Here is a 25675-nt window from a genome sequence, read left to right on the forward strand (position 1 = left end):
CCCGGCGAGAGGAAAATTGGCTTTACCCCCCATGGGATACTGGCCGTGTCTATCCATCCCCACGAGGAGAACGGCACCCACTCCTATGGCCTCGGTCACGTCCCTCACGTCCGCCGTCCACCAGCGCCTCGCGTCCGCCCTCTCGGCTGCTCTGCCCGAGGCCGCCGACGCGGACCCGCTGCTGCGACGCAGCGACCGGGCGGACTTCCAGGCCAACGGGATCCTGGCGCTGGCGAAGAAGGCGAAGGCGAACCCGCGGGAGCTGGCGACGCAGGTCGTCGGCCAGGTGGTGACCGGTGACCTGATCGGGAAGGTCGAGGTCTCGGGCCCCGGCTTCCTCAACATCACGGTCACGGACACGGCGATCACCGAGAACCTCGCCGCCCGCTCCGCCGACGCCGAGGGCCGCCTGGGCGTGCCGTGCGCCGAGCAGCCGGGCACCACGGTGATCGACTACGCCCAGCCGAACGTGGCGAAGGAGATGCACGTCGGCCATCTGCGCTCCGCGGTGATCGGCGACTCGGTCGTCAGGCTTCTGGAGTTCACCGGCGAGACGGTGGTCCGCCGGCACCACATCGGTGACTGGGGCACCCAGTTCGGCATGCTCATCCAGTACCTGGACGAGCACCCGCACGAGCTGGACCACAAGACGTCCACCGAGGACACCGCGGCCTCCGGCGAGGAGGCGATGTCGAACCTCGACCGGCTCTACAAGGCCGCGCGCAGGCTCTTCGACTCCGACGAGGAGTTCAAGACGCGGGCCCGGCGCCGGGTGGTCGACCTCCAGGCCGGTGAGCCGCGCACGCTCGCCATCTGGCAGAAGTTCGTCGACGAGTCGAAGATCTACTTCTTCTCCGTCTTCGAGAAGCTGGACATGGAGATCCAGGACCCCGACATCGTCGGCGAGTCCGGGTACAACGACATGCTGGCCGAGACCTGCCGGCTGCTGGAGGAGTCGGGCGTCGCGGTCCGCTCCGAGGGCGCGCTGTGCGTCTTCTTCGACGACGTCAAGGGCCCCGACGGCAAGCCGGTCCCGCTGATCGTGCAGAAGTCGGACGGCGGCTACGGCTACGCGGCGACGGACCTGTCCGCGATCAGGGACCGTGTCTTCAACCTGAAGGCGAACTCGATCATCTACGTCGTGGACGCCCGCCAGTCGCTGCACTTCAAGATGGTCTTCGAGACGGCGCGGCGGGCCGGCTGGCTCAACGACGACGTGAAGGCCTACCAGCTGGCCTTCGGCACGGTCCTCGGCAAGGACGGCAAGCCGTTCAAGACCCGTGAGGGCGAGACGGTGCGGCTGGTGGACCTGCTGGACGAGGCGGTCGACCGCGCCTCGGCCGTCGTCCGGGAGAAGGCGCAGGACCTGTCCGAGGAGGAGATCGCCGAGCGGGGCGCCCAGGTGGGCATCGGCGCGGTGAAGTACGCGGACCTGTCGACGTCGGCGAACCGGGACTACAAGTTCGACCTGGACCAGATGGTCTCGCTGAACGGCGACACGTCCGTGTACCTCCAGTACGCCTACGCCCGTATCCGGTCGATCCTGCGCAAGGCGGGCGACGTACGGCCCGCCGCGCATCCGGAGCTGCCGCTGGCGGACGCGGAGCGGGCGCTCGGCCTGCACGTGGACGCCTTCGCGGAGACGGTGGCGGAGGCGGCGGCGGAGTACGCCCCGCACAAGATGGCGGCGTACCTGTACCAGCTGGCGTCCCTCTACACGTCGTTCTACGACAAGTGCCCGGTGCTGAAGGCTCCGACGCCCCAGCAGGTGGAGAACCGCCTGTTCCTGTGCGACGTCACGGCCCGGACCCTGCACCGGGGGATGGCGCTGCTGGGCATCCGGACGCCCGAGCGGCTCTGAGCCCCGCCATGGCAGGGCCGCGGCCCGTCCTCTCCCCCGTGGGGAGGACGGGCCGCGGCGTTTCGGGCACGGCGCCTGTCGCGGGCGGCCGTCAGACGTACCGGTCGGCGAACCGCTTGAAGGCGGCCCTGGTGTCCTTCCCTGCGATTCCGTCGATCTTGCCCTTGTAGCCGCCATAGTTCTTCAGCAGGCGCTGCAGCGCCTTCACCGTGTCGCTGCCGACGATGCCGTCGATCTTCTTGTTGTAGCCCCAGTACTTGTGGAGGTAGCGCTGCATGGCCTTCCAGCTGTCGGTGCCGAGCAGGCCGTCGATCTTGCCCTTGTAGCCCCAGTCGCGCTTCAGCACCCGCTGGATGGCCTTGGCCTCGTTCGTGTTCAGGCCGAGGTTGTTCACCGCCTGCACGGAGACGGCCTGAGCGCTCACGGCCGGCTTGGCGGCCGGTGCGGAGGCCGCGAAGCCCGCGGTCGCACCCGCGAGGCTCCCGGCGGCGATCCCGGCGACGGCGGTCGCGGTGACGAGGGCCCTCGCCATGAGGTTCGGTCGCATGTGTGTCCCTTTCGGGTGAGATCGGGCGGCGCCCGACGTGGTGGGCGCCGCTGACGGATCGAGAGTGCGGGGCGGACGGCGAGGTGCGCGACGGATCCCGCCCAAGTGACGTCCTCGCGGGATGTCCCCGCCGCCGACCTGCAAAGACGCCTCCCGGGGGGACGCCTGCGCGGGACGCTCCGATGGGAGGTCTGCGGGGAGCGGACGGGGTGGACGGGTGGCCTGTTCGGTACCGGCGCGGGAACCGATGTCTGGGGTACGCCGTGAAAGGTCATGCAGAATGCGGCGGAGACGGGGACCCACCGGCCAGGGCCCCGGGACGCGAGTAGGGGGAACATGTCGCGTTGGAAGGCGCTGCCCGCAGACTTGGATCCGCGCGTGCGGCAGTTGGTGGTGCGATTACGGCGGCTGAAGGACCACGGCGGCCTGAGCATGCACCGGCTGGCGGCGAAGACCGGCTACAGCCAGAAGTCGTGGGAGCGGTATCTGAACGGCAGGTCGCTGCCGCCCAGGGAGGCCGTGGAGGCCTTGGCCCAGGTGGGCGGCGACGATCCGACACGGCTGCTGGTGCTGCACGAACTGGCCGCGGAGGCCTGGGGGAAGCGGCGCCGGGACCCGTCCGGGGCGGAACTGGACGGGAAGGCCGCTCAGGAAACGGAGGCGGAGGCGGGAGAGGAGAGCCCGCCTCCGGCGGACGGCAAGCCGACGCGAGCGCACGGGCGTTCGTTGCGCATCGCGGTCGTGGCCGGGGCCGTGGCCCTGGCGCTGGCCGTCGTCTGCGCGGTCCTCCTCACCGTGCGTCTCACGGACCACGGCTCCGACGGCCGGGAGACGGCGGGCTCGCTCGGCTCCTCGGCCCCCGCCGCACCGGCGTCGGGCTCGGCCCCCACGTACGCCTGCCGCGTCCAGCGGATCGACGGTCACTGGTACGCGGGCAACAGCCGTACGCAGGGCGCGATCCTCACCCAGGGCCAGGCGGGGCCGGACGTGGCCGAGGCGCAGTGCCTGCTGCGCCGGGCGGGCTTCTCCCCGGGGGGAATCGACGGCGTCTACGGACCGCTGACCGAGCGCGCGGTCAAGGACCTGCAGAAGCGGGCCGGTCTGCCCACGGACGGGATCGTCGGCCCGCACACCTGGGGGGCGCTGCGACAGTGACCCGGCCGACGGGGACGCAGGGGACGACGTCCGCGGAACGGGCGCGGCTGGCCGCCGAGTTGCGCGAGTTGAAGGCACGCACCGGGCTGAGCCTGGCCCGCCTGGAGCAACGCACCCCGTACAGCAAGTCGTCCTGGGAGCGCTATCTCAACGGCAAGACGCTGCCGCCGCGCCAGGCCGTTCTTGACCTGTGCCGCCTGGCCCGCGAACCCGCGGGCCGCTGCCTGGCCCTGTGGGAGCTGGCGGAGTCGGAGTCGAGCGGACGCGCCCGCGCGGAGAGGCCGCCCACGGCCCCGGCACGGCAGCCTCCCCCACCGGCACCTCCGGAATCGTCCCCTTCCCCGGCCACGGACACCGACACCGCCCCGGACCCGATGGAGGAGACCGGGCACGCCGTGCGGAAGGGCGCGGCCGCCGCGGTGCTCGCCGCCGTGAGCGCCCTCGTCACCGGAGTCGTGGCCCTGGCCCTCTTCGTCCTGCCGCACCCGGGCGGCGCCCCACGGCCGTCCCCGTCCCCGCCCCGACCGGTCCTCGCCCCGCTCTGCGGGGGCGCCACCTGCGAGGGCGGGAACCCACTGGCCCTGCACTGCGGACCCCACCCGGCCACCCTGGTCTCGCACCACACCACCGCAGGCGTCGGCATCGAGCTGCGCTACAGCCGGGAGTGCGGTGCGAGTTGGGCCCGGGTGTGGGGGACGCGCGTCGGCGACCGGATCGAGGTGTCCACGCCCGGGCACACCCGGTCCGCCCGGATCAGGGACGCCGACGACGCGGCCTCCTATGTCTACACCCCCATGGTCGCCACCCGCCCCGGCACCACGGTCCGGGCCTGCTTCCGCCCGGCGGCGCCCGGCCGACCGGTCTGCGTGGACGGCCATGTGCCGACGCCCGCACCCAGCCCTTCGGGCCGGCCCTCCGGATGACCGCTTTCGCGCGATGCTGACATCCTGGAGCCGGATCCGTCGTCGGCGAGAGGACAGGCGCCTTGCGCATCGGAGTCACGGGGCACATGGACCTCACCGGAGAGACGTGCCGGCTGGTGGGGGAGGCGATACGCAGCCACCTCCGCAGCCTCGACCGGGACGATCTGATCGGGGTCAGTTGTCTGGCTCCGGGTGCGGACCTCATGTTCGCGGACATCATCGTCGAGCTCGGTGGCCGACTGGAGGTACTGATTCCTTCCGTCGACTACCGTCGGACGAAAATCTCCGCGGCTGAGGCCCCGCGGTTCGACGCAGCGCTCGCGGTCGCCGACGCCGTCACCGTTCTACCGTTCGACACCGCGGGCCCCGATGCGTACGCGGCGGCGAACGACGTGATGCTCAATTCGATCGATGAGCTGGTCGCCGTCTGGGACGGTCGGTCTGCGCCCGACCGGGGTGGTACCGGTGGAGCAGTTGCCGAGGCCCGCGGTCGGCATATTCCGGTCGTTGTCATCTGGCCGGACGGGGCAGCGCGAGGCTGACCGCCCGACACCTCCACCACGGGTGCCGGCGTCCGAGCCTGCCGCCGAGGGCCTCCAAGGCAGGGACGTGACGACATCCGGCACTCGGGTCGAGCCCCCGTTCCTGGAATCGCCAGAGGCCGATGGATGGTTGCGGGGACTCCAGGACGATCGACTACCCGGTCACATGACGTTCTTCTTGTGACGGCAGATCCGAGGGCGTGACGAAGTGCGGTGTCGACCGTGTGCTCCACAGGAGAGCGGTGGCGACGAGGCCAAGGAGGAAGAGCAAGGCGGAGCAAGCGGACAACGTCGGGTCGGCGGAACTGACCAGCAGCCGCGCCAGAACGGCCACGCACGTCAGGCCGTAGCAGACGGTGGCCACCACCCTGCCTCGCGGTTTGCCACGCCGGCACTGCACGGTGGTCCAGGTCCACAGCGCCAGCACGGCGCCGGCAAGCAGGACGACCAGAGGCACACTCATGGTGTCGGACATCTGCCGAACCTGGGTGTTCACGGGCTCGGGCGTCGAAGGGGCGGCCTGCGCCGCGTGCAGCAGGCGGTAGAGGACGACGTACGTGGCAGTCGCGAAGGTCGCCATTCCCGCACACATGAGCCCGATCGAGGTCCTGACGGTGACAGGAATGCGGTTCCAGTCGATCTGGTGCGTTTGAGGACCCAGCAGGTGCAACGGGTTTGCGGAGGGCTGCGGCGGGGGCGGCTGACGGTGGCCCTCCGCGTCGTGGGCCGAGGTCCGACCGGTGGCTGTTGCGGGCTGGTCGTCCCCGAGGGTCTGCCACCGGACGCCGGGCCATGGTTGCAGCGGCGACCTGCCGACGCTGTCGGCCTCGAAGAACGCCGATGAATCTCTGCGCCACAACAGGGCGACCGAAGCGAGTGCGGGAGCGAGATATGCGAGGGCCATGACACGCGAACCGGTGCCCTGGACCCGGCCGACGATCATCATGGAGATCAGGAATCCGAGCCCGAACATGACGGTCGCGGCGCTGCGTGCCCTGTTGCTGCCGCGCGAGCAGAGCCACGCGATCCAGATCCATGGCAGGAGGGGGACCGCCAGTTCGAGGGCGAGTATCGCGCCGAACGGACTCGCGGTCGGCCCGGACGCGCCGACGGGGGCGTAGGGGTCGGATCGCATTTCCTGACGGATGGTGCCGGTGACCACGAAAGCCGCGGGTATGTACAGCGCCATGGCCGACAGCATGAGTCCGAGGGAGCGTCCGACAACGCCGGGGATCGCGGGCGGCTTCCGACGCACCACCGGAGCCGATGGCCACGGATACGGCGGAGGTTGGTGCGGAGGCGGGGCGACCGGGTAGGAACTCGGCGGTCTCACCGAGGACCCGGGCACTGCGGGCCAGTGATCATTGGCGTGATCCATTGCCTGCATGATGGACACCGCGTACGTCCATTCGGTACGCCGTTCGGCGCCCCAAGCCGACCAGCCCTCACCGGGGACGTACAGGAGCACGTGCGCCGCGCCGGTCGTGTTGAGCTCCCGGATTTCCCGGAACACCGGCCATTTCTCGACGAATTCGTTGAATGCGACCCAGCGTTGGGCGACGCTGCGCTCCGGCCTGTACTCCGGCACGCTCCGCAGCACGGTCCGCACAGCCCGGTTCGCCCGTACCAAGGCCTCCGGCCACGGCGTCCAGGGCCGGTCCGGGGGCACGATCAGCACCATGGGGTGAGGGGGCATTTTCTCCCCCAGCATCTCCAGCTCGTACCGGACACCGTCGCGCAGCTCGACCGGCGCGGCGGAGACCAGGACGGCCCGGCTGTTTCGGGCATAGTGCTCGACCTCGTGCTTCCACCTGTTCCGCGGTGTCGTCGAGAGGAACATCTTGGCCGCGCCCAGAGTGGCCAGGCCTGCGGCGTTGGGGTCGTTGCCGGCGATGATGGGCCCGTAGTGTTGAAAGCGCCAGGCGATGACCTCCTCGAACGGAAGCCGTCGCCGGAACGACAGGGCGGTGATCAGCCCCCGCCGACTGGTCCCGCCGGCTCGGATCTCGACCGCGTCGTCCTGGAACGTTCTCAGGTACAGGAAGTAGGGGCGCTGGTCCTCGTTCAGCAGGGTGGCGACGTGAGGCGAGCGGTAACGCAGACCCCGCTGATCCATCCGGCGTACGACCGAGGTGAATGCCTTCAGCACAAGAAGGCCCATCGCCACGCCGAACAGGGCGACGATGCCGCCGAGGGCACCGAAATCGCCGATCACCGCCATGACGACCACGGCTGCCGCGACGAGCATGATCGGCACCATGATGACGAAGAGAGCAGGGTAGTAGAGGGCCGCCGCACTGATACGGAGCAGCGAGCCGTGCAGAGAATGGCGCTCCCGTCGGCCACGGGAGCTTTGTGGCGGGGAGTACATGGGATGGGACAGCTTGCGGCACAGCGGTGTGAGAGCGAAACCCCCACCCACCGAGATGAACGCCAGTAGGAACCATGCGCCGTCGCCCGTGGTGGGTTTGTCCGCGAGCAGCCCTTCGAGTACGAACCAGCCGGTATAGATCCCAGCGATCACCAGCGTTCTTCGGATCAGGATCATCAGGCGCCACCGGCGCGCGCGTCGCCGCAGGGCCACCACCGCGGGGCCGACGTCGTGCCAGTTCGGCGCGGCGTCGGGTAGTGCGTGAACCACCTTGTGTCGGGACCTGCCGATCCCGTGAAGCAGAAGAACAGCAACCAGGATCGCAGCCGGGGACGCATTGGCGATCAGGGTCGGGGACCAGTGCATCGGGCATCCCCTTTGCGATGGGTTGGACGGAGAGCCGGGTGCCGGCCGGACCCGGTTCGGGTGAAGCAGCGCCTCAGCGGTGGGTGGCCGCGACCACGACGAAGGCGATCGTGTAGAGCACGGCGAAGACGATCGGCACCCCTTGCTCAAGCCGGCTCATGGGCCAGTAGAGGGCCCGGTCCTTGCCCTCGCCCAGTGCGGTCCATTCCGCACGCACGTAGGGCGACGACGGCAGTTTCTCCTCCAGCAGCCCTATGACGGTGAACTTGGCGGTGTTGAGCTGGCGGTAGGACTTGATCAGGCAGAACCACGTTCCGGACAGGACGAGCAGCATCAGCAGGGGGAACACCAGGATCCACACCGAAGTCCTCTGCAGGCCCCAGACGAACGACACCCCGGTGGCAAGAGCTGTGTTGAGGCTGAGGAAGAACCCGTTCATCGTTGCCCTGCGGGCGCTGACCCGGTCGGTCATCTCCACGTACAACTTGTACTGCTCCAACAGGGCACCCTGGTAAAGGTTCCCACCAGTCCCGTATGTGGCCTCGCCGACTCCGTCGGACCACAAAGTCGCGCGGACCTCGTCGGTGTTCGGGTGACCCGACCGAAAAAGATCACTCAGGGTGAGCCTCTGCACACAAGCAGTCTCCCAGTCGGCCAATGCCCTTGACAAGCGTCAACTCGGCAGGGAAACACTGCGGCATATCTGGAGGACGCGAGGGCCAGCTCGCCCTGCGGTGCCTGCGCGGGTACTCCGAAATTGGGGAACGCCATTCGAAAACGGCTCGTTCGTGCACTTTAGGGATATCGCTGTCCCGTACAACAGTCTCGTTTCGCCATGCGGACGACGGTCCGGGGGCCCTAGCATGCGGCGCATGCTGCCGAGCGTGGACACGAACGACGAGTTGAAAGCCATCGTCTCGGACGAGGAGGTGTTACGCCCGGCCGTGCTGCATCTGCTCGACCAGCTGGGCCTCGTCGGACTCGCGGTGCGCCGCTTCCCGGACGGGACCCTGCCCGTGTACGCCGTCGGGGGCGACATGGTGCTGAAGCTGTATCCGCGCTTCGAGGCGCGGGAAGCCGTGCGTGAGGCGCGGGTGCTGCACCACCTGTGGGGTCAGCTCAAGCTTCCCACTCCGCGCCTGATCGGCACCGAGGAGTTCGTGAACGGCTGGCGGTGGGTGCTGATGTCCCGGCTGCCCGGCTGGACCCTCAACGACGTCTGGCACCGGCTCACCACCGCGGAACAGGACCGTATCGTCACGGAGTCGGCCGAGGCGCTGGCCTCGCTGCACGGCATGTTCTGGAACCCCCTGACGGACATCGTGGGACCGCCGGACTGGACGGCGTTCCTGCGCGAACAGCGCGCCGGTGCCCTCGAGTGGCACCGCCACTGCCGGGTGACCGAGCCCTGGCTGAGCCGGATCCCCGAGTTCCTCGACTCCGTGCCGCTGCCCGCGTCCACCGAACGCGTGCTGTTGCACACCGAGTTCTTCAGGGAGCACCTGACCATCGACATGCGCGGCGGACGCGTGCTCACCGGCATGTTCGACTTCGAGCCGGCGATGATCGGCGACCCGGCGTACGACTTCGCGGGCGTCGGCCTGTTCCTCACCCGTGCCGACCCGCGCCAGCTCCGCCGCTTCTACGAGGCCTACGGACGTACCCCGCACGACCCGGACCAGCTGATGGCGTACGCGCTGCTGCACGTCTACAGCGATCTGCCCTTCCACCTGCACGAGCTGCCGCATCCGGCCGAACCACGTCTCGACGCGCTCGCCGAGCTGTGGTTCGGCACGGACGGCTGATTCGGGGAACGGCTTCCGGGGCCAGGGGGGTCAGGCCTTTCGGCCGGTGGCCGCGTAGACGTTGATGTCGGCGTCCGTGACGTCGTTGATGTCGCGGTAGCGGACCTTCTCGATGTCGTCGAGGGTCGCGAGGTAGGCGGGGTCCACGGCCTCGGGGACGGGTGCCGCGCCGTCCTGGTGCCAGTGGTGGACCGGGACGACGCCCGGCTCCTCCAGCGTGACTCCCGGGGTGCCGGTGAAGAACCGGGCGATCTCGTCCTTGGAGCGCAGCACGAAGGTGAAGCCGCGCTCGGTGTAGGTGCGCTGGACGGCGCGGATGTTCTCCGGGTTGAGGTCCTCGGTGAGGTGGCTGAGCACCAGCCGGCTCCCGGCGGGCAGCGCGTCCATCAGCTCGCGCACGATCGCGTACGCCTCCTCGTCCTCGACGAAGTGCAGGACCGCCACGAGGACGAGGGCGACCGGCCGGCCGAAGTCGAGGACCTTCGCGGCCTGTTCGAGTATCCGCCCGGGGCTCTTGAGGTCGGCGTCCATGTAGTCCGTGCGGCCCTCGGGTCCGCTGGTGAGCAGGGCGCGGGCGTGCGCCAGGACGACCGGGTCGTTGTCGACGTAGACGACACGGGAGCCGGGGTGGATGCGCTGGGCGATCTGGTGGACGTTCTCCGCGGTCGGCAGGCCGGTGCCGACATCGAGGAACTGCCGGATGCCGTCCTCCTTCGCCAGACGGGTCACCGCACGGCGCAGGAAGTCGCGGTTGTGCCGGACGTCGAGGTAGCCGCGCGGGTTGGCGGCGAGCGCGGCGGCGGCCGCCGCGCGGTCCACCGGGTAGTTGTCCTTGCCGCCGAGGAAGACGTCGTAGACGCGGGCCGGATGGGCCTTGCTGGTGTCGATCCGCTTGCGCAGCTCGGACGGGTCGTGACGGAGGGCGTCCCCGGACATGGCGTCTCCCTGGTGGTCGGCGGTCGGCGTAAGGAGTGGGTCGTTCCATCGGCCGGTCGGCCGTCCCCCGGCTGTTCCTCAAGCGACCGAAGTGATGGTCAACAACGTAACTGCTGGGGCCAGTTGGAAGTGCCCGATCCACTTCCAGCCACGTCGGCCGTCCCGGATTCGCCTTCCCTGGGACGGCGTTTACGCAGGTCGACAGGCATCCCACCGCCCCGGCGTCCCGAATTCGGCGGCGACTGTGGCGGGCGGACGAACCACCGGTCAGGCTGGGCCGTGCAGGGCCTGTCTTTCGGATCAGGTCGGCCGCAAGCAGCAGTCCTTTTCAGCCCGGCCGAGCGGGGCGTGGTGCGTGCAGCTGCCAGGCGGAGGAGGGAGTCGACGCGGAGCGTCGGGGACCGACGACAACGCCGCAGATGTGCCTGCCACGCCCCGCGACGCCGAGCTGATCCCGGAAGACAGGCCCTGGGTCTCCGCTCCCGCCGACCGGTCGAGTGGAGGTGCCACCCCCCAACTCGCACGTCCGAAGGGCCCCGACCATGTCCTCCGCTCGTACCGCCCGCCCCACCCGCGCCGTCCGTCGCCGACTGCTCACCGCCGCCACGGTCGCGCTCGCCGCGCTCGCGCTCTCGGCCTGCCAGAACGGCGAAGGCGTACGGGACGAGGGCCCCTCCTCACTGCCCCGCTCCTCCGCCCGGGACACCGGGCGCCCGGGCAGGGCGGTCCCCTGCTCGGGCAGGCACATGCGGACGACGGTGACGCGGGTGGGCGAGCCGGTGAACCACCTGCTGCTGACGGTGACGAACACGGGGGCCGTGAACTGCTCCCTCAACGGCTACCCGAAGGCCCGCTTCGGCGATTCCGGTTCCCTCACGCCGCCGGCCCGGGGGCCGAAGCCCCGGGGGCACTGGGTCACGCTCTCTCCCGGCGAGTCCGCCTACGCCGGCCTGCTGCTGTCGGCGGGGAACGGCGGCGGCCACGGCCGCACCGTCACGTCCCTCACGATCACGCTCCCCACCGGCCCGGACGCCCGCCCGGCACTCCCGTCGAAGGGCGTGTACGTCGACGACACACTGCGGGTGACGTGCTGGCAGCCGAGCCGGAAGGCGGCGCTGGAGTTCTAGGGTGCGTCCTGGCGTACCAGGCGGTCCTAGGCGTCCTGATGGAGCTTGCGGGCGACCTCGGTGGCCCAGTAGGTGAGGATGTTCCGCGCACCGGCGCGCTTGATGCCGGTCAGGGTCTCCAGGATGGCCCGGTCGCGGTCGACCCAGCCCTTCTCGGCGGCGGCCTCGATCATGGCGTACTCGCCGGAGATCTGGTACGCGGCCACGGGCACGTCCACGGCGTCGGCCACCCTCGCCAGAACGTCGAGGTAGGGCCCGGCAGGCTTGACCATCACCATGTCGGCGCCCTCCTCGAGGTCGAGGGCGAGTTCGCGCAGCGACTCGCGCCAGTTGGCGGGGTCCTGCTGGTAGGTCTTCCGGTCGCCCTTCAGCGAGGAGGCGACGGCCTCCCGGAAGGGTCCGTAGAAGGCGGAGGAGTACTTGGCGGTGTAGGCGAGGATCGCGACGTCCTCGCGCCCGATCCGGTCGAGCGCGTCGCGGATGACGCCGATCTGCCCGTCCATCATCCCGCTGGGCCCGACGACATGGGCGCCGGCGTCGGCCTGGACCTGCGCCATCTCGGCGTACCGCTCGAGGGTGGCGTCGTTGTCGACCCGGCCCTCGGCGTCGAGCACACCGCAGTGCCCGTGATCGGTGGTCTCGTCCAGGCACACGTCCGACATGACGAGGAGGTCGTCGCCGACCTCGGCCCGCACGTCCCGGATGGCGACCTGCAGGATCCCGTCCGGATCGGTGCCCGGCGTCCCGACGGCGTCCTTCTTCGACTCCTCGGGCACACCGAAGAGCATGATCCCGGAGACCCCGGCCTCCACGGCCTCCAGCGCGGCCTTCTTCAGGCTGTCCCGGGTGTGCTGTACGACACCGGGCATGGTCCCGATCGGCACGGGCTCGCTGATGCCCTCGCGGACGAACGCCGGGAGGATGAAGTCGGCGGGATGAAGCCGCGTCTCGGCGACCATCCGCCGCATGACGGGGGAGGTCCGCAGCCGCCGGGGACGGGTACCGGGGAAGGATCCGTGCTTCGACATGCCTTCTACGCTACGCCCGGCCCGGAAGTCCTTTTGCCGACGCCGCGTCGGCCCCGGTGGCGGGGCTTCCTCAGGCCTCGCGACCCGATCGGTCGCCGTCACTCACCCACTGCACGCCGGTCCCGTACGCGATGATGTTCACGGAGCTGTGCCCCGCCAGGCTGCTCCTGCCCGGCGGGTGCGCGGGGGACGTGAAGCCGACCCCCAGCACCGCGTCGTAACCGAGGTCGACCGCCCTGAGCAGCAGCTCCTCGTAGGCGTCTTCCATGGTCTTCCCGGCCGCGCCCCAGATCACCGTGCCCTCCGTGAAGGGCCGTGACGCACGGCTGAGCGTGCTCGCTTCCATCTCGAGCGCCCTGCTGCGCCGCTCCTCGTCCGCTTCCCGCCTCTTACGTGCTTCGTCTCTCCACCCCATCCGGCCATTGTGGACGAGGTGGCTCCCGCCGTCCGGTGATCCGTCAACGGCCGGCAGACCGTCAGGCACGGCGAGTCAGCAGCAGCCGGAAGACGGACAGGCGATCCCAGCCAGCCGAGCCCATGCTCACGACGAGCGATGCGCGGTCACGAGTAGCGCATCGGCAGTGCGTGGCCCCGTTCTGCCGGGCAGGAGGTCGAGACTGATCCCTGTGAACCCCACCTCGTCGAGCAGCTTGATCCACACCTGTTCCTGCAGCACCCATCGACGCATCGTGGTGGACTCCCCCTCTGGGGTCCTGGCCGGAATCCGTGTGGACGCCGATGTCGACGAGCGTGCCGCCCGAAGGTCCTCAACGATCTCAGGGGCCGGCACCTCGGGCACCGGAGGTTGTCCGCGTCGTCGAGGCTCGGGGCGCGGAGCCAGGTGATATCGAGATCGGCCTTGTCGCGGGCGATCAGCTCCTCGTGCATGAACGCCTTGAAGCGCTCGGTCTCCACCCGCGTTGAGCTGTTTGTTGGTCGTGGTGACCCAGAAGTCGCGACGTTCGCAGGCGATGGCCTCGCGGGCGGCAGAACCGTCGTCGCCATAGACGGTGATGAACGACTTCTTGCCGAAGGGTGGGTTGGCCAGGACCAGACCCGCGCTTGTCGGGCGGGGCGGCGAGGGCGTCGCGCCGGCTCAGCGGCAAAGGTGAACACACGGGGCGGAGCGCACCGCCGAGGAGCGCTCCGCCCCACCTCACGTCGTCGACCGACGCCTCCGCGCCCCCGGCCTCCGCTCGCTCGGACGCGTCACCGGTTCCCCGGCTGCCAGCGCCGCGGCACGGCGCTTGACGCCGAAGTCCGCGAGTGCCTCCACCAGCTTGTGGACCGACGGCTCCGGGGCCATGACGTCCACGCGCAGGCCGTGCTCCTCCGCCGTCTTCGCGGTCGCCGGACCGATGCAGGCGATCACCGTCACGTTGTGCGGCTTACCCGCGATGCCGACCAGGTTCCGGACCGTGGAGGAGGACGTGAACAGGACCGCGTCGAAGCCGCCGCCCTTGATCGCCTCGCGGGTCTCGGCCGGCGGAGGCGAGGCGCGGACCGTCCGGTAGGCCGTCACGTCGTCGACCTCCCAGCCCAGTTCGATCAGGCCGGCGACCAGGGTCTCGGTCGCGATGTCGGCGCGCGGCAGGAAGACGCGGTCGATCGGGTCGAAGACCGGGTCGTACGGGGGCCAGTCCTCCAGGAGGCCCGCCGCGGACTGCTCACCCGAGGGGACCAGGTCGGGCTTCACGCCGAAGGCCACCAGGGCCTTCGCCGTCTGCTCGCCCACCGCGGCCACCTTGATGCCGGCGAAGGCACGGGCGTCGAGGCCGTACTCCTCGAACTTCTCCCTCACCGCCCTGACCGCGTTGACCGACGTGAACGCGATCCACTCGTACCGGCCCGTCACCAGGCCCTTGACCGCCCGCTCCATCTGCTGGGGCGTGCGCGGCGGCTCGACGGCGATCGTCGGCACCTCGTGCGGCACGGCCCCGTAGGACCTCAGCTGGTCGGAGAGCGACGCCGCCTGCTCCTTCGTACGCGGTACGAGGACCTTCCAGCCGAACAGCGGCTTGTTCTCGAACCACGACAGCTGGTCGCGCTGGGCGGCGGCACTGCGCTCACCGACCACGGCTATCACCGGCCGGCCGCCCTCGGGGGACGGCAGGACCTTCGCCTGCTTCAGCGTCTGCGCGATCGAGCCGAGCGTGGCGCACCAGGTGCGCTGCCGCGTCGTCGTACCGGCGATCGTCACCGTCAACGGGGTGTCCGGCTTGCGGCCCGCGGCCACCAGCTCACCGGCCGCGGCCGCCACCGAGTCCAGCGTCGTGGACACCACGACCGTGCCGTCGGACGCTCCGACCTCCGTCCAGCAGCGGTCGGAGGCGGTCCGGGCGTCCACGAACCGGACGTCCGCGCCCTGCGCGTCCCTGAGCGGCACGCCCGCGTACGCGGGCACGCCCACGGCCGTCGCGACACCGGGGACGACTTCGAACGGCACGCCCCCGGCGGCGCACGCCAGCATCTCGCCGGCCGCGTACACGTCCAGGCCCGGGTCGCCGGACACCGCACGGACGACCCGCTTGCCGCCCCGCGCAGCCTCCATGACAAGATGTGCGGCATCCCGCAACGCAGGGACACCAGCGGCTGTTGACTCGCCGTCGACAACCGTCAGCTGGGGCGTGCCCGCGCCCGGATACGCACCCGTGGAGGGGTCCGTGTCCGTGTTGAGCACGGCGACGCCCGATCTGGCATGCGTGCGCACCACGTCGAGCACCTCGTGCTCACCGACGAGGACGTCCGCGTGGGCCAGCGCCTCCACGGCGCGCAGTGTGAGAAGTCCCGGATCTCCGGGTCCGGCACCCAGGAAGGTGACGTGCCCGTGTTCAAGGCCGGCGGGAAGGGTGGTGGGGCTCAATGTGCTCGCTCCCCCATCAGACCGGCCGCGCCCTTGCTGAGCATCTCGGCGGCGAGTTCGCGACCGAGCGCCATTGCCTGGTCGTGCGTCTCGGGCACGGGACCGGTGGTGGACAGCTGCACCAGCGTGCGGCCGTCGGGCGTACCGACGACACCGCGCAGGCGCATTTCCTTGACAACCTGCCCGTCGACGTGGGGGTCCCCCCGCTCGAGCGGAGCCGAGAGTGGGGGAAGGTCGGCCAACGCGCCCACGGGGGCGCTGCAACCGGCCTCCAGGGCGGCGAGCAGGGACCGCTCGGCGGTCACGGCGGCCCGGGTGAACGGGTCGTCGAGCTCGGCGAGCGCCGCGATCAGGTCCGCGTCGTCCGCGGTGCACTCGATCGCCAGTGCCCCCTGGCCGGGGGCGGGCAGAACCGTGTCGACCGACAGGAAGTCGGTCACCTCGCCGATCCGCCCGATGCGGTTGAGCCCGGCCGCGGCGAGGACCACGGCGTCCAGCTCACCGCTGCGGACGTATCCGACGCGGGTGTCGATGTTGCCCCGGATCGGGACGGTCTCGATGTCGAGGCCGCGACTGCGCGCGTACGCGTTCAGCTGCGCCATGCGGCGCGGCGAACCGGTGCCGACACGCGCCCCGCGGGGCAGGTCGGTGAGTTTCAGGGCGTCGCGCGCGACGATCACGTCCCGGGGGTCCTCGCGCACCGGCACGGCGGCCAGGGCCAGCTCCTCGGGCTGCGCGGTCGGCAGGTCCTTCAGGGAGTGCACCGCGAAGTCGACCTCGCCGCGCAGCAGCGCGTCGCGCAGAGCCGTCACGAACACACCGGTGCCACCGATCTGCGCGAGGTGCTCGCGGGAGGTGTCCCCGTACGTCGTGATCTCCACGAGCTCCACGGGCCGTCCCGTGACCCGGCGCACGGCGTCCGCGACCTGGCCGGACTGGGCCATGGCCAGCTTGCTGCGCCTGGTCCCGAGCCTCAGTGGTGAATGCTCACTCATGCTCGCCCTCGGTTCTTGGCGTTCTCGGTGTTCTCGGTGCTCTTGGTGTCGTCGGCCCGGGAGACGGAGGCGACCGTCTCGGGGTCCAGGTCGAACAGGGTGCGCAGCGCGTCCGCGTAGCCGGCACCGCCCGGCTCGGCCGCGAGCTGCTTGACCCGTACCGTCGGCGCGTGCAGCAGCTTGTCGACGACGCGCCGCACGGTCTGCGTGATCTCGGCGCGGTGCTTGTCGTCGAGGCCGGGCAGCCGCCCCTCCAGGCGCGCGATCTCGCCGGCCACCACGTCTGCGGCCATCGAGCGCAGCGCGACGACGGTCGGTGTGATGTGCGCGGCACGCTGGGCGGCGCCGAACGCGGCGACCTCCTCGGAGACGATACGCCTGACCTGGTCGACGTCGGCGGCCATCGGCGCGTCGGCGGAGGCCTCGGCGAGCGACTCGATGTCGACGAGCCGCACCCCGAGCAGCCGGTGCACGGCCGCGTCGATGTCGCGGGGCATCGCGAGGTCGAGCAGCGACAGCACGGGCGCGGGACGGGGTGCCTCGGCGACGGGCTCCGGACGGCGGCGCTCCGGGATCCGGCCGATCGTGGCGACGGTCGCGGCGAGCGCGCTGATCAGCTCGGCCTCGCTCTCCGGGTCCGCCGCGGCGGCCGTACGACCGCCGCGCGGCTCCTCGGAGCCCTTGTCGACCCACGCGGCGTGCTGCTCCAGCTCGGCGGCCGGCATTCCGGCCACGGCGGCCTCGCCCAGCACCGAGAAGTGGGCGGTGCTCCGCACGGCCGACTTCTCCAGCGGGCAGCCGTCCTCGGTGCCGGGACCGGTGGGCGGCAGGTCGGCGCGTATCGGGGTGGGCCCGTCGGCACCCGGGGCAGGCGCGGATCCGGTGTCCGGGGCGAGCGGTCCCCGCACCCGGCCCTCGAGGGCCGCGGCGACCGCCTGGGCCGTGAGGACGAGACCGGTCGCGCCCGTGCAGGACACCACGACGTCGGCACGTGTCAGCTCGTCCGGAACCGTCGTCATCGGCACCGCACCCGCCCGTACGTCCGTGTCGTCCCCTTCGGTGAGGATCTGCGCCAGGCGCTCGGCGCGTTCCAGGGTGCGGTTGGCGATCACGACCTCGGCGACCCCGGCGCGCGCGAGCGTCGCGGCGGCCAGCGACGACATGGAGCCGGCGCCGATCACCAGGGCACGCTTGCCCTTGGCCCACGTCTCCACCGGCGCACCGGCCGAGAGCTGCTCCAGGCCGAAGGTGACCAGGGACTGCCCGGCACGGTCGATGCCCGTCTCGGAGTGGGCGCGCTTGCCGACCCTGAGGGACTGCTGGAACAGGTCGTTCAGCAGGCGTCCGGCGGTGTGCTGCTCCTGCGCGGTGGCCAGGGAGTCCTTGATCTGCCCGAGGATCTGTCCCTCACCGACGACCATGGAGTCCAGCCCGCAGGCCACCGAGAACAGGTGGTGGACGGCCCGGTCCTCGTAGTGGACGTAGAGGTAGGGGGTCAGCTCGTCGAGGCCGACCCCGCTGTGCCGGGCGAGCAGGGTGGACAGCTCGGCGACACCGGCGTGGAACTTGTCTACGTCCGCGTACAGCTCGATGCGGTTGCAGGTGGCGAGCACCGCGGCCTCGGTGGCCGGCTCGGCGGCGACCGTGTCGTGGACCAGCTTGATCTGGGCGTCCGCGGGCAGCGCGGCCCGCTCCAGGACGCTGACCGGTGCGCTGCGGTGACTCAGCCCGACGACGAGGAGGCTCATGCCGGCATCACGGCGGGAACGTCCCCGTCGGGCCCCTTGTCGGCGGACTCCGTGGCCGTGGCGGCGGTGCCCGGCAGGCCGTCGGGCAGCGCTTCCGCGATGGCCTCCTCGCCGGCCTTGCGCTGCTCGTGGAAGGCGAGGATCTGCAGCTCGATGGAGAGGTCGACCTTGCGGACGTCGACACCGTCCGGGACGGTGAGCACGGTCGGCGCGAAGTTCAGGATGGAGGTCACGCCCGCGCCCACGAGCCGGTCGCAGACCGGCTGGGCGGCGCCCGCGGGGGTCGCGATCACGCCAATCGAAACGCCGTTGTCCTTGATGATCTTCTCCAGATCATCGGTGTGCTGGACGGGGATGCCGGCGACGGCCTTGCCCGTGAGCGCCGGGTCGGCGTCGATGAGGGCCGCGACCCGGAAGCCGCGGGAGGCGAACCCGCCGTAGTTGGCCAGCGCCGCGCCGAGGTTGCCGATACCGACGATCACAACCGGCCAGTCCTGGGTCAGGCCCAGTTCCCGGGAGATCTGGTAGACGAGATACTCGACGTCGTAGCCCACACCCCGGGTGCCGTAGGAGCCGAGGTAGGAGAAGTCCTTGCGCAGCTTCGCGGAGTTCACGCCCGCGGCGGCGGCCAGCTCTTCGGAGGAGACCGTGGGCACCGAGCGCTCCGACAGCGCGGTCAGGGCCCGGAGGTACAGCGGAAGCCTGGCGACGGTGGCCTCGGGAATCCCTCGGCCACGGGTCGCCGGTCGGTGAGTTCGGCCAGTTGCCACGGTGCTCCTGCGGGTAGAGCGGGGCTGCGGGCGGTCATACGTCCCCAGACCGCCCCGTCGAATGCAGGCTATGTCTTTGTGAACGCGTGCACAAAGATGGTGTCCGATTTGCCCGGCCAACGTGACCGGGGTCACGCGCGGTCCTCCTGGGGGCATCACCGCACACTCTCCTCAACGATCCCGCCCCCTGAACCAGTCGCCCTCGATCCTAGGCGACTTTCACGAACCCCTTGGACTAGCCGGTCAGCGCCTTGCGCAGCCGCCGCTCGTCGACGCGCCAGAAGGTGTGCTGGGCGCCGTCGACCAGGACGACGGGGATCTGCTCCCAGTACGCGTCGTGGAGCCGCTGGTCCTGGGTGATGTCCTTCTGCTCCCAGGGCACGCCGAGCTCGCCGCACACCTTCTCGATGACGACCTGCGCGTCGTCGCAGAGATGGCACCCGGGCTTGCGGATGAGGGTGACGAGCCGCTCGCGGGGGTTCCGACCACCGCTGCTGCCGTTGCGCCGAAAGATGGGACTCATGTCGGCCATTCTCACTCCGGAGGCGGACGGCTGCAGCCCTCACCGTCGCACCCCCGTGAGCAGAGGCCCGCCGCCCGCGCCACGCCGACCGGCACTCCTGTCGGGTCCTCTGCCGAGTCCTCTGCCAAGTCCCTTAATGACGAGGTCGCGGAGAGTTCACAGCCTCCAAACCTCTTGAGTCCGGAATCACCGAACAGAGTGGCTATGCTCGCGTCATGGCCGCTCTCGGATGGCTCACTCCCCGTAGGCGCTCCGCCACGGCGCGGAGTGTGTTGGCAGGCGAGGCCTCTGCGGAGGCCGCGCGCAAGACCTCGCAGGACGTCTCCGACCAGGAACAGCAGTTCCCGGTCCACGGCGACCACATGGCGGCGGCGTTCTTCGACCTGGACAACACGGTGATGCAGGGCGCCGCGCTGTTCCACTTCGGGCGGGGCCTGTACAAGCGGAAGTTCTTCGAGACCCGCGACCTGGCGAAGTTCGCCTGGCAGCAGGCGTGGTTCCGGCTGGCCGGGGTGGAGGACCCCGAGCACATGCAGGACGCGCGGGACTCGGCGCTGTCGATCGTGAAGGGCCACCGGGTCTCCGAGCTGATGTCGATCGGCGAGGAGATCTACGACGAGTACATGGCCGAGCGGATCTGGCCGGGCACGCGAGCGCTGGCGCAGGCGCACCTGGACGCCGGTCAGAAGGTGTGGCTGGTGACGGCCGCGCCGGTGGAGATCGCCACGGTGATCGCGCGCAGGCTGGGCCTCACCGGAGCCCTGGGCACGGTGGCGGAGTCGATCGACGGCGTCTACACCGGCCGCCTGGTGGGCGAGCCCCTCCACGGCCCGGCGAAGGCGGAGGCGGTCCGCGCACTGGCGATGGCGGAGGGGCTGGACCTCTCGCGCTGCGCGGCGTACAGCGACTCGCACAACGACATCCCGATGCTCTCGCTGGTGGGCCACCCCTACGCGATCAACCCGGACGCCAAGCTCCGCAAACACGCCCGGGCCTGCGACTGGCGCCTGCGCGACTACCGCACCGCCCGCAAGGCCGCGAAGGTCGGCCTGCCGGCGGCGGCCGGCGTGGGCGCGGTGGCGGGCGGCACAGCGGCGGCGATCGCCCTGCACCGCCGCCGCCGCTGAGGGCTCACCGGACGGTCACGGCTGCCGCCGGACGCATACGGCAGTGCCGCGCCCCGCGACGGGCCGGCGCCCGTCGCGGGGGGTCCTCCGCCGTGGCGGGGCACGCCCCGCGGCCTGTCGTTCGGATCATGCCGGGCTCACGGGGTCCGGCACCGCGCCTCGCCGCGTTGTCGTCGGTTGCCGTGGCTCCGCCATGACGCCCTCCTCCACCTTGCGAGGCACGGCACCAGGCCCCCGCTCCCTGATCCGATCCGGCCCGGTCCGGACGAAACGCCCTAGTCGCCGGACGGGGTGATCTCCCACGTGGTGTTGTCGCCGTGCTGCTGGGTCCAGAACAGGCGCCAGCCGTCACGGAACAGCTTCGGCGTCTTCGCGCCGAGAATGCCGTCCGTGCCCGGGTCGCCGTCGGACACGTGGATGCCGGTGATCTCGTTGTCACCGTCGTTCTGGATGCCGCCGTTCACCGAGGACAGCATGTTGTCCAGGGTCGCCGACGGGTCGCGGCCCTCGGCGAGGAAGCGCACCGGCTGGGCGCCGCGGGAGTAGTCGGTGGTCGTGTCGAAGACGTAACCGGAGTCGAAGGCGCCGCGCTGCGTGTGGACCGTGTCGCTCGCGTCCTCGACGAACGCGACGTGGGTCCGGTCGAGGAAGGTGACGTTGTCGAGCCCGGTGTGCGCCTGGAAGAGGAAGTGCGAGCCGTACGGGTAGGACGGGTCGGCGCCGTGCAGGCCGTGCAGTCTCAGGTAGGTGTTCTTGTCGGGCTCGGTCTTGCCGGCCTCGATCCTCACGCCCGGGGCCTGCTTGACGGCGGGGTCCGGCAGCAGCGTGCCGTCGCCGAGGTAACCGTAGTACGGCACCTCGGCGGTCGGGTTCTCCAGCTTCAGCGAGCCCTGGGCCACCGGGTGCTCGGTGAGCCCCGGCGACAGGGTGTTCGGCGCGGTCACGCCCCGGACGTCGGTGACGGCCGGAACCGAGGACCAGCCACCGGGACCGTCGCCGGCGTCGGCGACACCGGAGGACAGGACGAAACCGGCGCCGATCACGCTGGTAGCCACCCCTACGGCAATGACGCCACGTCTCTTTTTGGCCATGTGCGATCAACCCTTCGGAAGAGCGGAGGCACACAGTCAACGCACCGTCGTCGTCACAGGCCGGCTGTATTGATGTCGACTCGATTGATGAGCCGTGAACATTGCGGCCGGCGCGGCTCCGCGCGGTTCGCCGGGCGACTCGGGCCACTCGCCCGCCGGGCCCGGGCGGCCGGAGGCGTGCCGCGCATTCCGCGTGTTCTACCCGGACCCGGGGCCAAGCACTCCCCACGTCGCACACCCGGCCACAACACGCCCCGCACTCAAACGGAACTCGAACTCAATCGATCAACAAACGTTCACGGTGCGGCACTTCAGTAGACGTTAATCGGCTACAGAAGCGACGTAATCGATGATTTGAGCAACTGGGTGTAGTGCTGCCTGTACTAAGCGTTATTCTCCTCAGACGCAAACCGGTACCCCTCCGTCGCTACGACGGGTGAACGGTCCCGCACTGCACGTGATGGAAGCTCTGCCTCTGGGAGTCCCGTGTACCCACACGTCGGGGTTGACGCCTCGGGCCTGGCTACGCTCCGCGCGACGGTCCACGAGCTGTTGCGCGGCTTCGTCCCCACCGCGTACGCCGCCCCCGCCTTCGCCACCGCCACGCCCGTCGGCCCGTGCTACGCACTGGCGGACGGCAGCGCCGCGGTCGGCAGGCGCGGCCGCTCGGGCGCGGCCCCCGCACGCCGCCCGGCCGCGGACAGCGACAGCGCCCGCATGATGGATCTCGTGGAGCGCGCCCAGGCCGGCGAGGCCGACGCCTTCGGGCGCCTGTACGACCAGTACAGCGACACCGTCTACCGCTACATCTACTACCGGGTCGGAGGCAGGGCCACCGCCGAGGACCTCACCAGCGAGACCTTCCTGCGCGCCCTGCGCCGGATCGGCACCTTCACCTGGCAGGGCCGCGACTTCGGCGCCTGGCTCGTCACCATCGCCCGCAACCTGGTCGCCGACCACTTCAAGTCCAGCCGCTTCCGGCTGGAGGTGACGACCGGTGAGATGCTCGACGCCAACGAGGTGGAGCGCTCCCCGGAGGACTCCGTCCTGGAGTCGCTCTCCAACGCCGCCCTCCTCGACGCCGTACGGCGACTCAACCCGCAGCAGCAGGAGTGCGTCACGCTCCGCTTCCTCCAGGGCCTGTCCGTCGCCGAGACCGCCCGTGTGATGGGCAAGAACGAGGGCGCGATCAAGACGCTCCAGTACCGGGCCGTCCGCACCCTCGCCCGGCTCCTCCCCGAAGACGCCCGCTGAGACCCCCCGGACCCCGGACCCCGGGAGCACCTTCACCCACCCCGGCGCAAGCACACAGCGCAACCGTCAACTCACCCTCCGTGCACGCCCGTTGTGTTCGCGATCCGATCATCCGCCGTCCGTAACCCAAGTCCCGAGCCGCTCGTTGTGCGGGATACAGGCTCCCTGTGGTCACACCCTGGCCCTCTTTGATCACTCGATCGTGTGGATGCGGTCAGCGGGTGCAACCCTCAGGACCCCCTGGGGAGTCGACCGTCATGACGAGAGGAGGTGCCGCCAGTGATCGCGAACGTATCGGCGCACCGGCGGGCGAACGCCTTCGCCCAGGCCCTGGAGGAGCAGTCCGACGACCGGGGCACGGCGGCCGAGCAGCCCGAAGGACCGGAACCGGCTGCTGCGGAACGGACCGACGAGACCCGCCTGCTGGGCCTCGCGACCCGTCTCGGCGAGCTGCCCAGGCCGGTGCTCGACCCCGAGGTCAAGGTCGTCCAGCGCGCGCGGCTGGTGGCCGCCATGGAGGCCATGTTCCGGGAGGGCGCGGCCCCGGCGGGCGAGGCGCCGGACCCCACGGTGCCGGGACAGCGAAGGGCGCGGGGTGCCCACCGGGCGACCACGCTGGGGAAGCTGCGACCGCGGACACGGCTCACCAAGGGCCTCGCCGCGGGCGGACTCGGCGTCGGCGTGGCCGCGGCCTCCTTCGGCGGAGTCGCCGCCGCGAGCTCCGACGCCCTGCCCGGTGACTCCCTCTACGGCCTCAAACGCGGCATCGAGGACGTCAAACTCGACTTGGCCGACGGGGACAACGACCGCGGACAGGTCTACCTCGACCAGGCGTCGACCCGGCTGAACGAGGCCCGCCGGCTGATGGAGCGCGATCGCGGCGGCCACCTCGACCACGAGTCCGTCACCGAGATCCGCCGCACCCTCACGGGGATGCGGCACGACGCGGCCGAAGGCCACCGCCTGCTGCACGAGGCGTACGAGCGCGACGGCTCACTCGCCCCCATCCAGACCCTCTCCGCCTTCTCCCGGTCCCACCGCGAGGCCTGGGGAGCCCTGCGCGAACGGCTGCCCGCCCAGCTCGGCGACGTCAGTCAGCAGGTCTCGTCGGTCTTCGACGCCATAGACCGGGACGTCGCACCGCTGCAGTCGCTGCTGCCGCAGCCCCCGCCCCAGGGCGGCCCCGGCCGGCACCGGAGCTCCACACCGGGCTCCACCGGCTCCGCCGGCCCCGGCGCCCCGGCGCCCAGCACCACCGGCGGCTCCGCCCCCGGCGCCCACGGCAGCAGCGGCAACCCCCAGCCGTCCAGCTCCGACAGCACCGGCGACGGCCTGCTCGGCGGCAACACGGGCGGTCTCCTCGACCCCCCGAAGGACAGCGCCGGCAGCTCCCCGTCGACCGGCAAAAGCCCGTCCACAGGACCGAACGTCACGCTCCCGCCGTTGCTTCCGGGCCTGCTCCCGGGCCTGGGCATCGAAGGCGAGGAGAACAGATAGGAAGCCGATGGGGGCGCCCCTCGCCAGGGGCGCCCCCATCGCCGTACCGCAGACGCGGGCGCGGCACGGCTCAGAGGAACACGGCTCAGAAGAACACAGACCTCCGCTGCACCAGCAGCTTGTACAACGTGTGCTGGATCTGCTCCCGCACCTGGTCCGTCAGGTTGAACATCAGCATCGGATCCTCCGCGGCCTCCGGCGGATACCCGTCCGTCGCGATCGGCTCCCCGAACTGAATCGTCCACTTCGTCGGCAGCGGAATCGCCCCGAGCGGCCCCAGCCAGGGGAAGGTCGGCGTGATCGGGAAGTACGGGAACCCGAGCAGCCGCGCCAGCGTCTTCGCGTTGCCGATCATCGGGTAGATCTCCTCCGCCCCGACGATCGAGCACGGAATGATCGGCGCCCCGGCCCGCAGCGCCGTGGACACGAACCCGCCCCGCCCGAACCGCTGCAGCTTGTACCGCTCGTTGAACGGCTTCCCGATCCCCTTGAAGCCCTCCGGCATCACCCCGACCACCTCACCGCGCTCGAGGAGCCGCTCGGCGTCCTCCGCGCACGCCAGGGTGTGGCCGGCCTTGCGGGCCAGTTCGTTCACCACCGGCAGCACGAACACCAAGTCGGCTGCCAGCAGCCGCAGATGGCGTCCCGCCGGATGGTTGTCGTGCACGGCGACCTGCATCATCAGGCCGTCCAGCGGCAGCGTCCCGGAGTGGTTGGCGACGATCAGCGCCCCGCCCTTGTCCGGGATGTTCTCGACGCCCTTCACCTCGACCCGGAAGTACTTCTCGTACACCGGCCGCAGCAGCGACATCAGGACCTGGTCGGTCAGCTCCTCGTCGTAGCCGAACTCGTCGACCTCGTAGTCGCCCGTCAGGCGTCGGCGCAGGAAGGCCAGCCCCCCGGCGATACGCCGCTCCAGGCCCCCCTCCCGGGAGTGGGCCTGCGGCCTTTCGGGAGCTTCCTCACCTGTCACGGGAACATCATCCTGCGGCCGGGCCCCGCCGTGCAGGGACTGCACCTCGCGGACCACCGCGGGCTCCTTCAGCCGGCTGCTTCCCGCGCCCCGGCGCCGCGACGGCCGCTGCACGGCAGCACCCCGGGACCGGTCGTCGTCGAACGGAATGACCTTGGCGTCCGCCATCGTTG

23 protein-coding genes are annotated in these 25675 nt (G+C 70.8%); 9 read left to right on the forward strand and 14 right to left on the reverse strand.

Going from position 1 to position 25675, the window contains the following annotated elements:
• Positions 1–85: 85 nt before the first annotated feature.
• Positions 86–1861, forward strand: coding sequence for an arginine--tRNA ligase (gene argS, locus AC5WS8_RS34485; protein WP_496107455.1), 1776 nt, complete (start codon positions 86–88; stop codon positions 1859–1861).
• A gap of 91 nt (positions 1862–1952) precedes the next feature.
• On the opposite strand, the gene AC5WS8_RS34490 is transcribed toward argS, so the two are convergent.
• Positions 1953–2408: a peptidoglycan-binding domain-containing protein gene (locus tag AC5WS8_RS34490; protein WP_496107456.1), complete on the reverse strand. Its 456-nt coding sequence runs from the start codon at positions 2406–2408 to the stop codon at positions 1953–1955.
• 336 nt (positions 2409–2744) lie between these two features.
• Between AC5WS8_RS34490 and AC5WS8_RS34495 the strand changes: the two genes are divergently transcribed.
• From AC5WS8_RS34495 to AC5WS8_RS34505, 3 genes are all read left to right on the forward strand, one after another.
• Positions 2745–3563, forward strand: a complete 819-nt coding sequence (locus AC5WS8_RS34495) for a peptidoglycan-binding protein (protein ID WP_496107457.1) — start codon at positions 2745–2747, stop codon at positions 3561–3563.
• Complete coding sequence (locus tag AC5WS8_RS34500) at positions 3560–4486, forward strand: helix-turn-helix domain-containing protein (protein ID WP_496107458.1); 927 nt, start codon at positions 3560–3562, stop codon at positions 4484–4486. The genes AC5WS8_RS34495 and AC5WS8_RS34500 overlap by 4 nt, the downstream gene beginning before the upstream one ends.
• Positions 4487–4572: 86 nt before the next feature.
• Entirely contained in the window at positions 4573–5028 is a 456-nt protein-coding gene (locus AC5WS8_RS34505; RefSeq protein ID WP_496107459.1) for a hypothetical protein, read from the forward strand.
• A gap of 154 nt (positions 5029–5182) precedes the next feature.
• Here the strand turns inward: AC5WS8_RS34505 and AC5WS8_RS34510 are convergent, their stop codons facing one another.
• A complete protein-coding gene (locus AC5WS8_RS34510) occupies positions 5183–7669 on the reverse strand; it encodes a hypothetical protein (RefSeq protein ID WP_496107460.1) in 2487 nt (828 codons plus the stop codon).
• 169 nt (positions 7670–7838) lie between these two features.
• Entirely contained in the window at positions 7839–8264 is a 426-nt protein-coding gene (locus AC5WS8_RS34515; RefSeq protein WP_496107461.1) for a RipA family octameric membrane protein, read from the reverse strand.
• Positions 8265–8637: 373 nt separating this feature from the next.
• Between AC5WS8_RS34515 and AC5WS8_RS34520 the strand changes: the two genes are divergently transcribed.
• Positions 8638–9570 carry a phosphotransferase family protein gene (locus AC5WS8_RS34520; RefSeq protein WP_496107462.1) on the forward strand — a complete coding sequence of 311 codons (933 nt, stop codon included), beginning with the start codon at positions 8638–8640 and terminating at the stop codon, positions 9568–9570.
• 30 nt (positions 9571–9600) lie between these two features.
• On the opposite strand, the gene AC5WS8_RS34525 is transcribed toward AC5WS8_RS34520, so the two are convergent.
• Positions 9601–10506 carry an SAM-dependent methyltransferase gene (locus AC5WS8_RS34525; RefSeq protein WP_496107463.1) on the reverse strand — a complete coding sequence of 302 codons (906 nt, stop codon included), beginning with the start codon at positions 10504–10506 and terminating at the stop codon, positions 9601–9603.
• A gap of 542 nt (positions 10507–11048) precedes the next feature.
• Between AC5WS8_RS34525 and AC5WS8_RS34530 the strand changes: the two genes are divergently transcribed.
• A complete protein-coding gene (locus AC5WS8_RS34530) occupies positions 11049–11633 on the forward strand; it encodes a DUF4232 domain-containing protein (protein WP_496107464.1) in 585 nt (194 codons plus the stop codon).
• A gap of 26 nt (positions 11634–11659) precedes the next feature.
• Here the strand turns inward: AC5WS8_RS34530 and hemB are convergent, their stop codons facing one another.
• The 8 genes from hemB to AC5WS8_RS34570 all read right to left on the reverse strand — a co-directional run bounded on the left by hemB (position 11660) and on the right by AC5WS8_RS34570 (position 19569).
• Positions 11660–12661 carry a porphobilinogen synthase gene (gene hemB / locus AC5WS8_RS34535; RefSeq protein ID WP_496107465.1) on the reverse strand — a complete coding sequence of 334 codons (1002 nt, stop codon included), beginning with the start codon at positions 12659–12661 and terminating at the stop codon, positions 11660–11662.
• 70 nt (positions 12662–12731) lie between these two features.
• The gene (locus AC5WS8_RS34540; protein ID WP_496107466.1) at positions 12732–13076 is read right to left on the reverse strand and encodes a hypothetical protein; all 345 of its coding nucleotides are present in this window, start codon (positions 13074–13076) and stop codon (positions 12732–12734) included.
• Between the two features lie 126 nt (positions 13077–13202).
• On the reverse strand, positions 13203–13337 hold the full coding sequence (locus AC5WS8_RS34545) for a hypothetical protein (protein WP_496107467.1): 135 nt from the start codon (positions 13335–13337) through the stop codon (positions 13203–13205).
• A gap of 480 nt (positions 13338–13817) precedes the next feature.
• Entirely contained in the window at positions 13818–15524 is a 1707-nt protein-coding gene (locus tag AC5WS8_RS34550) for a bifunctional uroporphyrinogen-III C-methyltransferase/uroporphyrinogen-III synthase (protein WP_496107468.1), read from the reverse strand.
• The gene (gene hemC / locus AC5WS8_RS34555) at positions 15521–16519 is read right to left on the reverse strand and encodes a hydroxymethylbilane synthase (protein ID WP_496107469.1); all 999 of its coding nucleotides are present in this window, start codon (positions 16517–16519) and stop codon (positions 15521–15523) included. Before hemC ends, AC5WS8_RS34550 begins: the two co-directional genes overlap by 4 nt.
• Positions 16516–18267, reverse strand: a complete 1752-nt coding sequence (locus tag AC5WS8_RS34560) for a glutamyl-tRNA reductase (protein ID WP_496107470.1) — start codon at positions 18265–18267, stop codon at positions 16516–16518. Before AC5WS8_RS34560 ends, hemC begins: the two co-directional genes overlap by 4 nt.
• Positions 18264–19037, reverse strand: coding sequence for a redox-sensing transcriptional repressor Rex (locus AC5WS8_RS34565; RefSeq protein WP_496107471.1), 774 nt, complete (start codon positions 19035–19037; stop codon positions 18264–18266). Before AC5WS8_RS34565 ends, AC5WS8_RS34560 begins: the two co-directional genes overlap by 4 nt.
• A gap of 235 nt (positions 19038–19272) precedes the next feature.
• The gene (locus AC5WS8_RS34570; protein WP_496107472.1) at positions 19273–19569 is read right to left on the reverse strand and encodes a glutaredoxin family protein; all 297 of its coding nucleotides are present in this window, start codon (positions 19567–19569) and stop codon (positions 19273–19275) included.
• Between the two features lie 206 nt (positions 19570–19775).
• On the opposite strand from AC5WS8_RS34570, the gene AC5WS8_RS34575 reads away from it, so the two are divergent.
• The gene (locus tag AC5WS8_RS34575) at positions 19776–20687 is read left to right on the forward strand and encodes an HAD family hydrolase (protein ID WP_496107473.1); all 912 of its coding nucleotides are present in this window, start codon (positions 19776–19778) and stop codon (positions 20685–20687) included.
• A gap of 275 nt (positions 20688–20962) precedes the next feature.
• On the opposite strand, the gene AC5WS8_RS34580 is transcribed toward AC5WS8_RS34575, so the two are convergent.
• Positions 20963–21742: a hypothetical protein gene (locus AC5WS8_RS34580; RefSeq protein WP_496107474.1), complete on the reverse strand. Its 780-nt coding sequence runs from the start codon at positions 21740–21742 to the stop codon at positions 20963–20965.
• 522 nt (positions 21743–22264) lie between these two features.
• Between AC5WS8_RS34580 and AC5WS8_RS34585 the strand changes: the two genes are divergently transcribed.
• Complete coding sequence (locus tag AC5WS8_RS34585; protein ID WP_496107475.1) at positions 22265–23032, forward strand: ECF subfamily RNA polymerase sigma factor, BldN family; 768 nt, start codon at positions 22265–22267, stop codon at positions 23030–23032.
• A 279-nt stretch (positions 23033–23311) separates the two neighbouring features.
• A complete protein-coding gene (locus AC5WS8_RS34590; protein WP_496107476.1) occupies positions 23312–24529 on the forward strand; it encodes a DUF5667 domain-containing protein in 1218 nt (405 codons plus the stop codon).
• 85 nt (positions 24530–24614) lie between these two features.
• Here AC5WS8_RS34590 and AC5WS8_RS34595 read toward each other — a convergent pair whose 3' ends face one another.
• Positions 24615–25670, reverse strand: coding sequence for a lysophospholipid acyltransferase family protein (locus AC5WS8_RS34595; protein ID WP_496107477.1), 1056 nt, complete (start codon positions 25668–25670; stop codon positions 24615–24617).
• Between the last annotated feature and the right edge of the window lie 5 nt (positions 25671–25675).

It is taken from the genome of Streptomyces sp. PTL18, assembly GCF_059510295.1.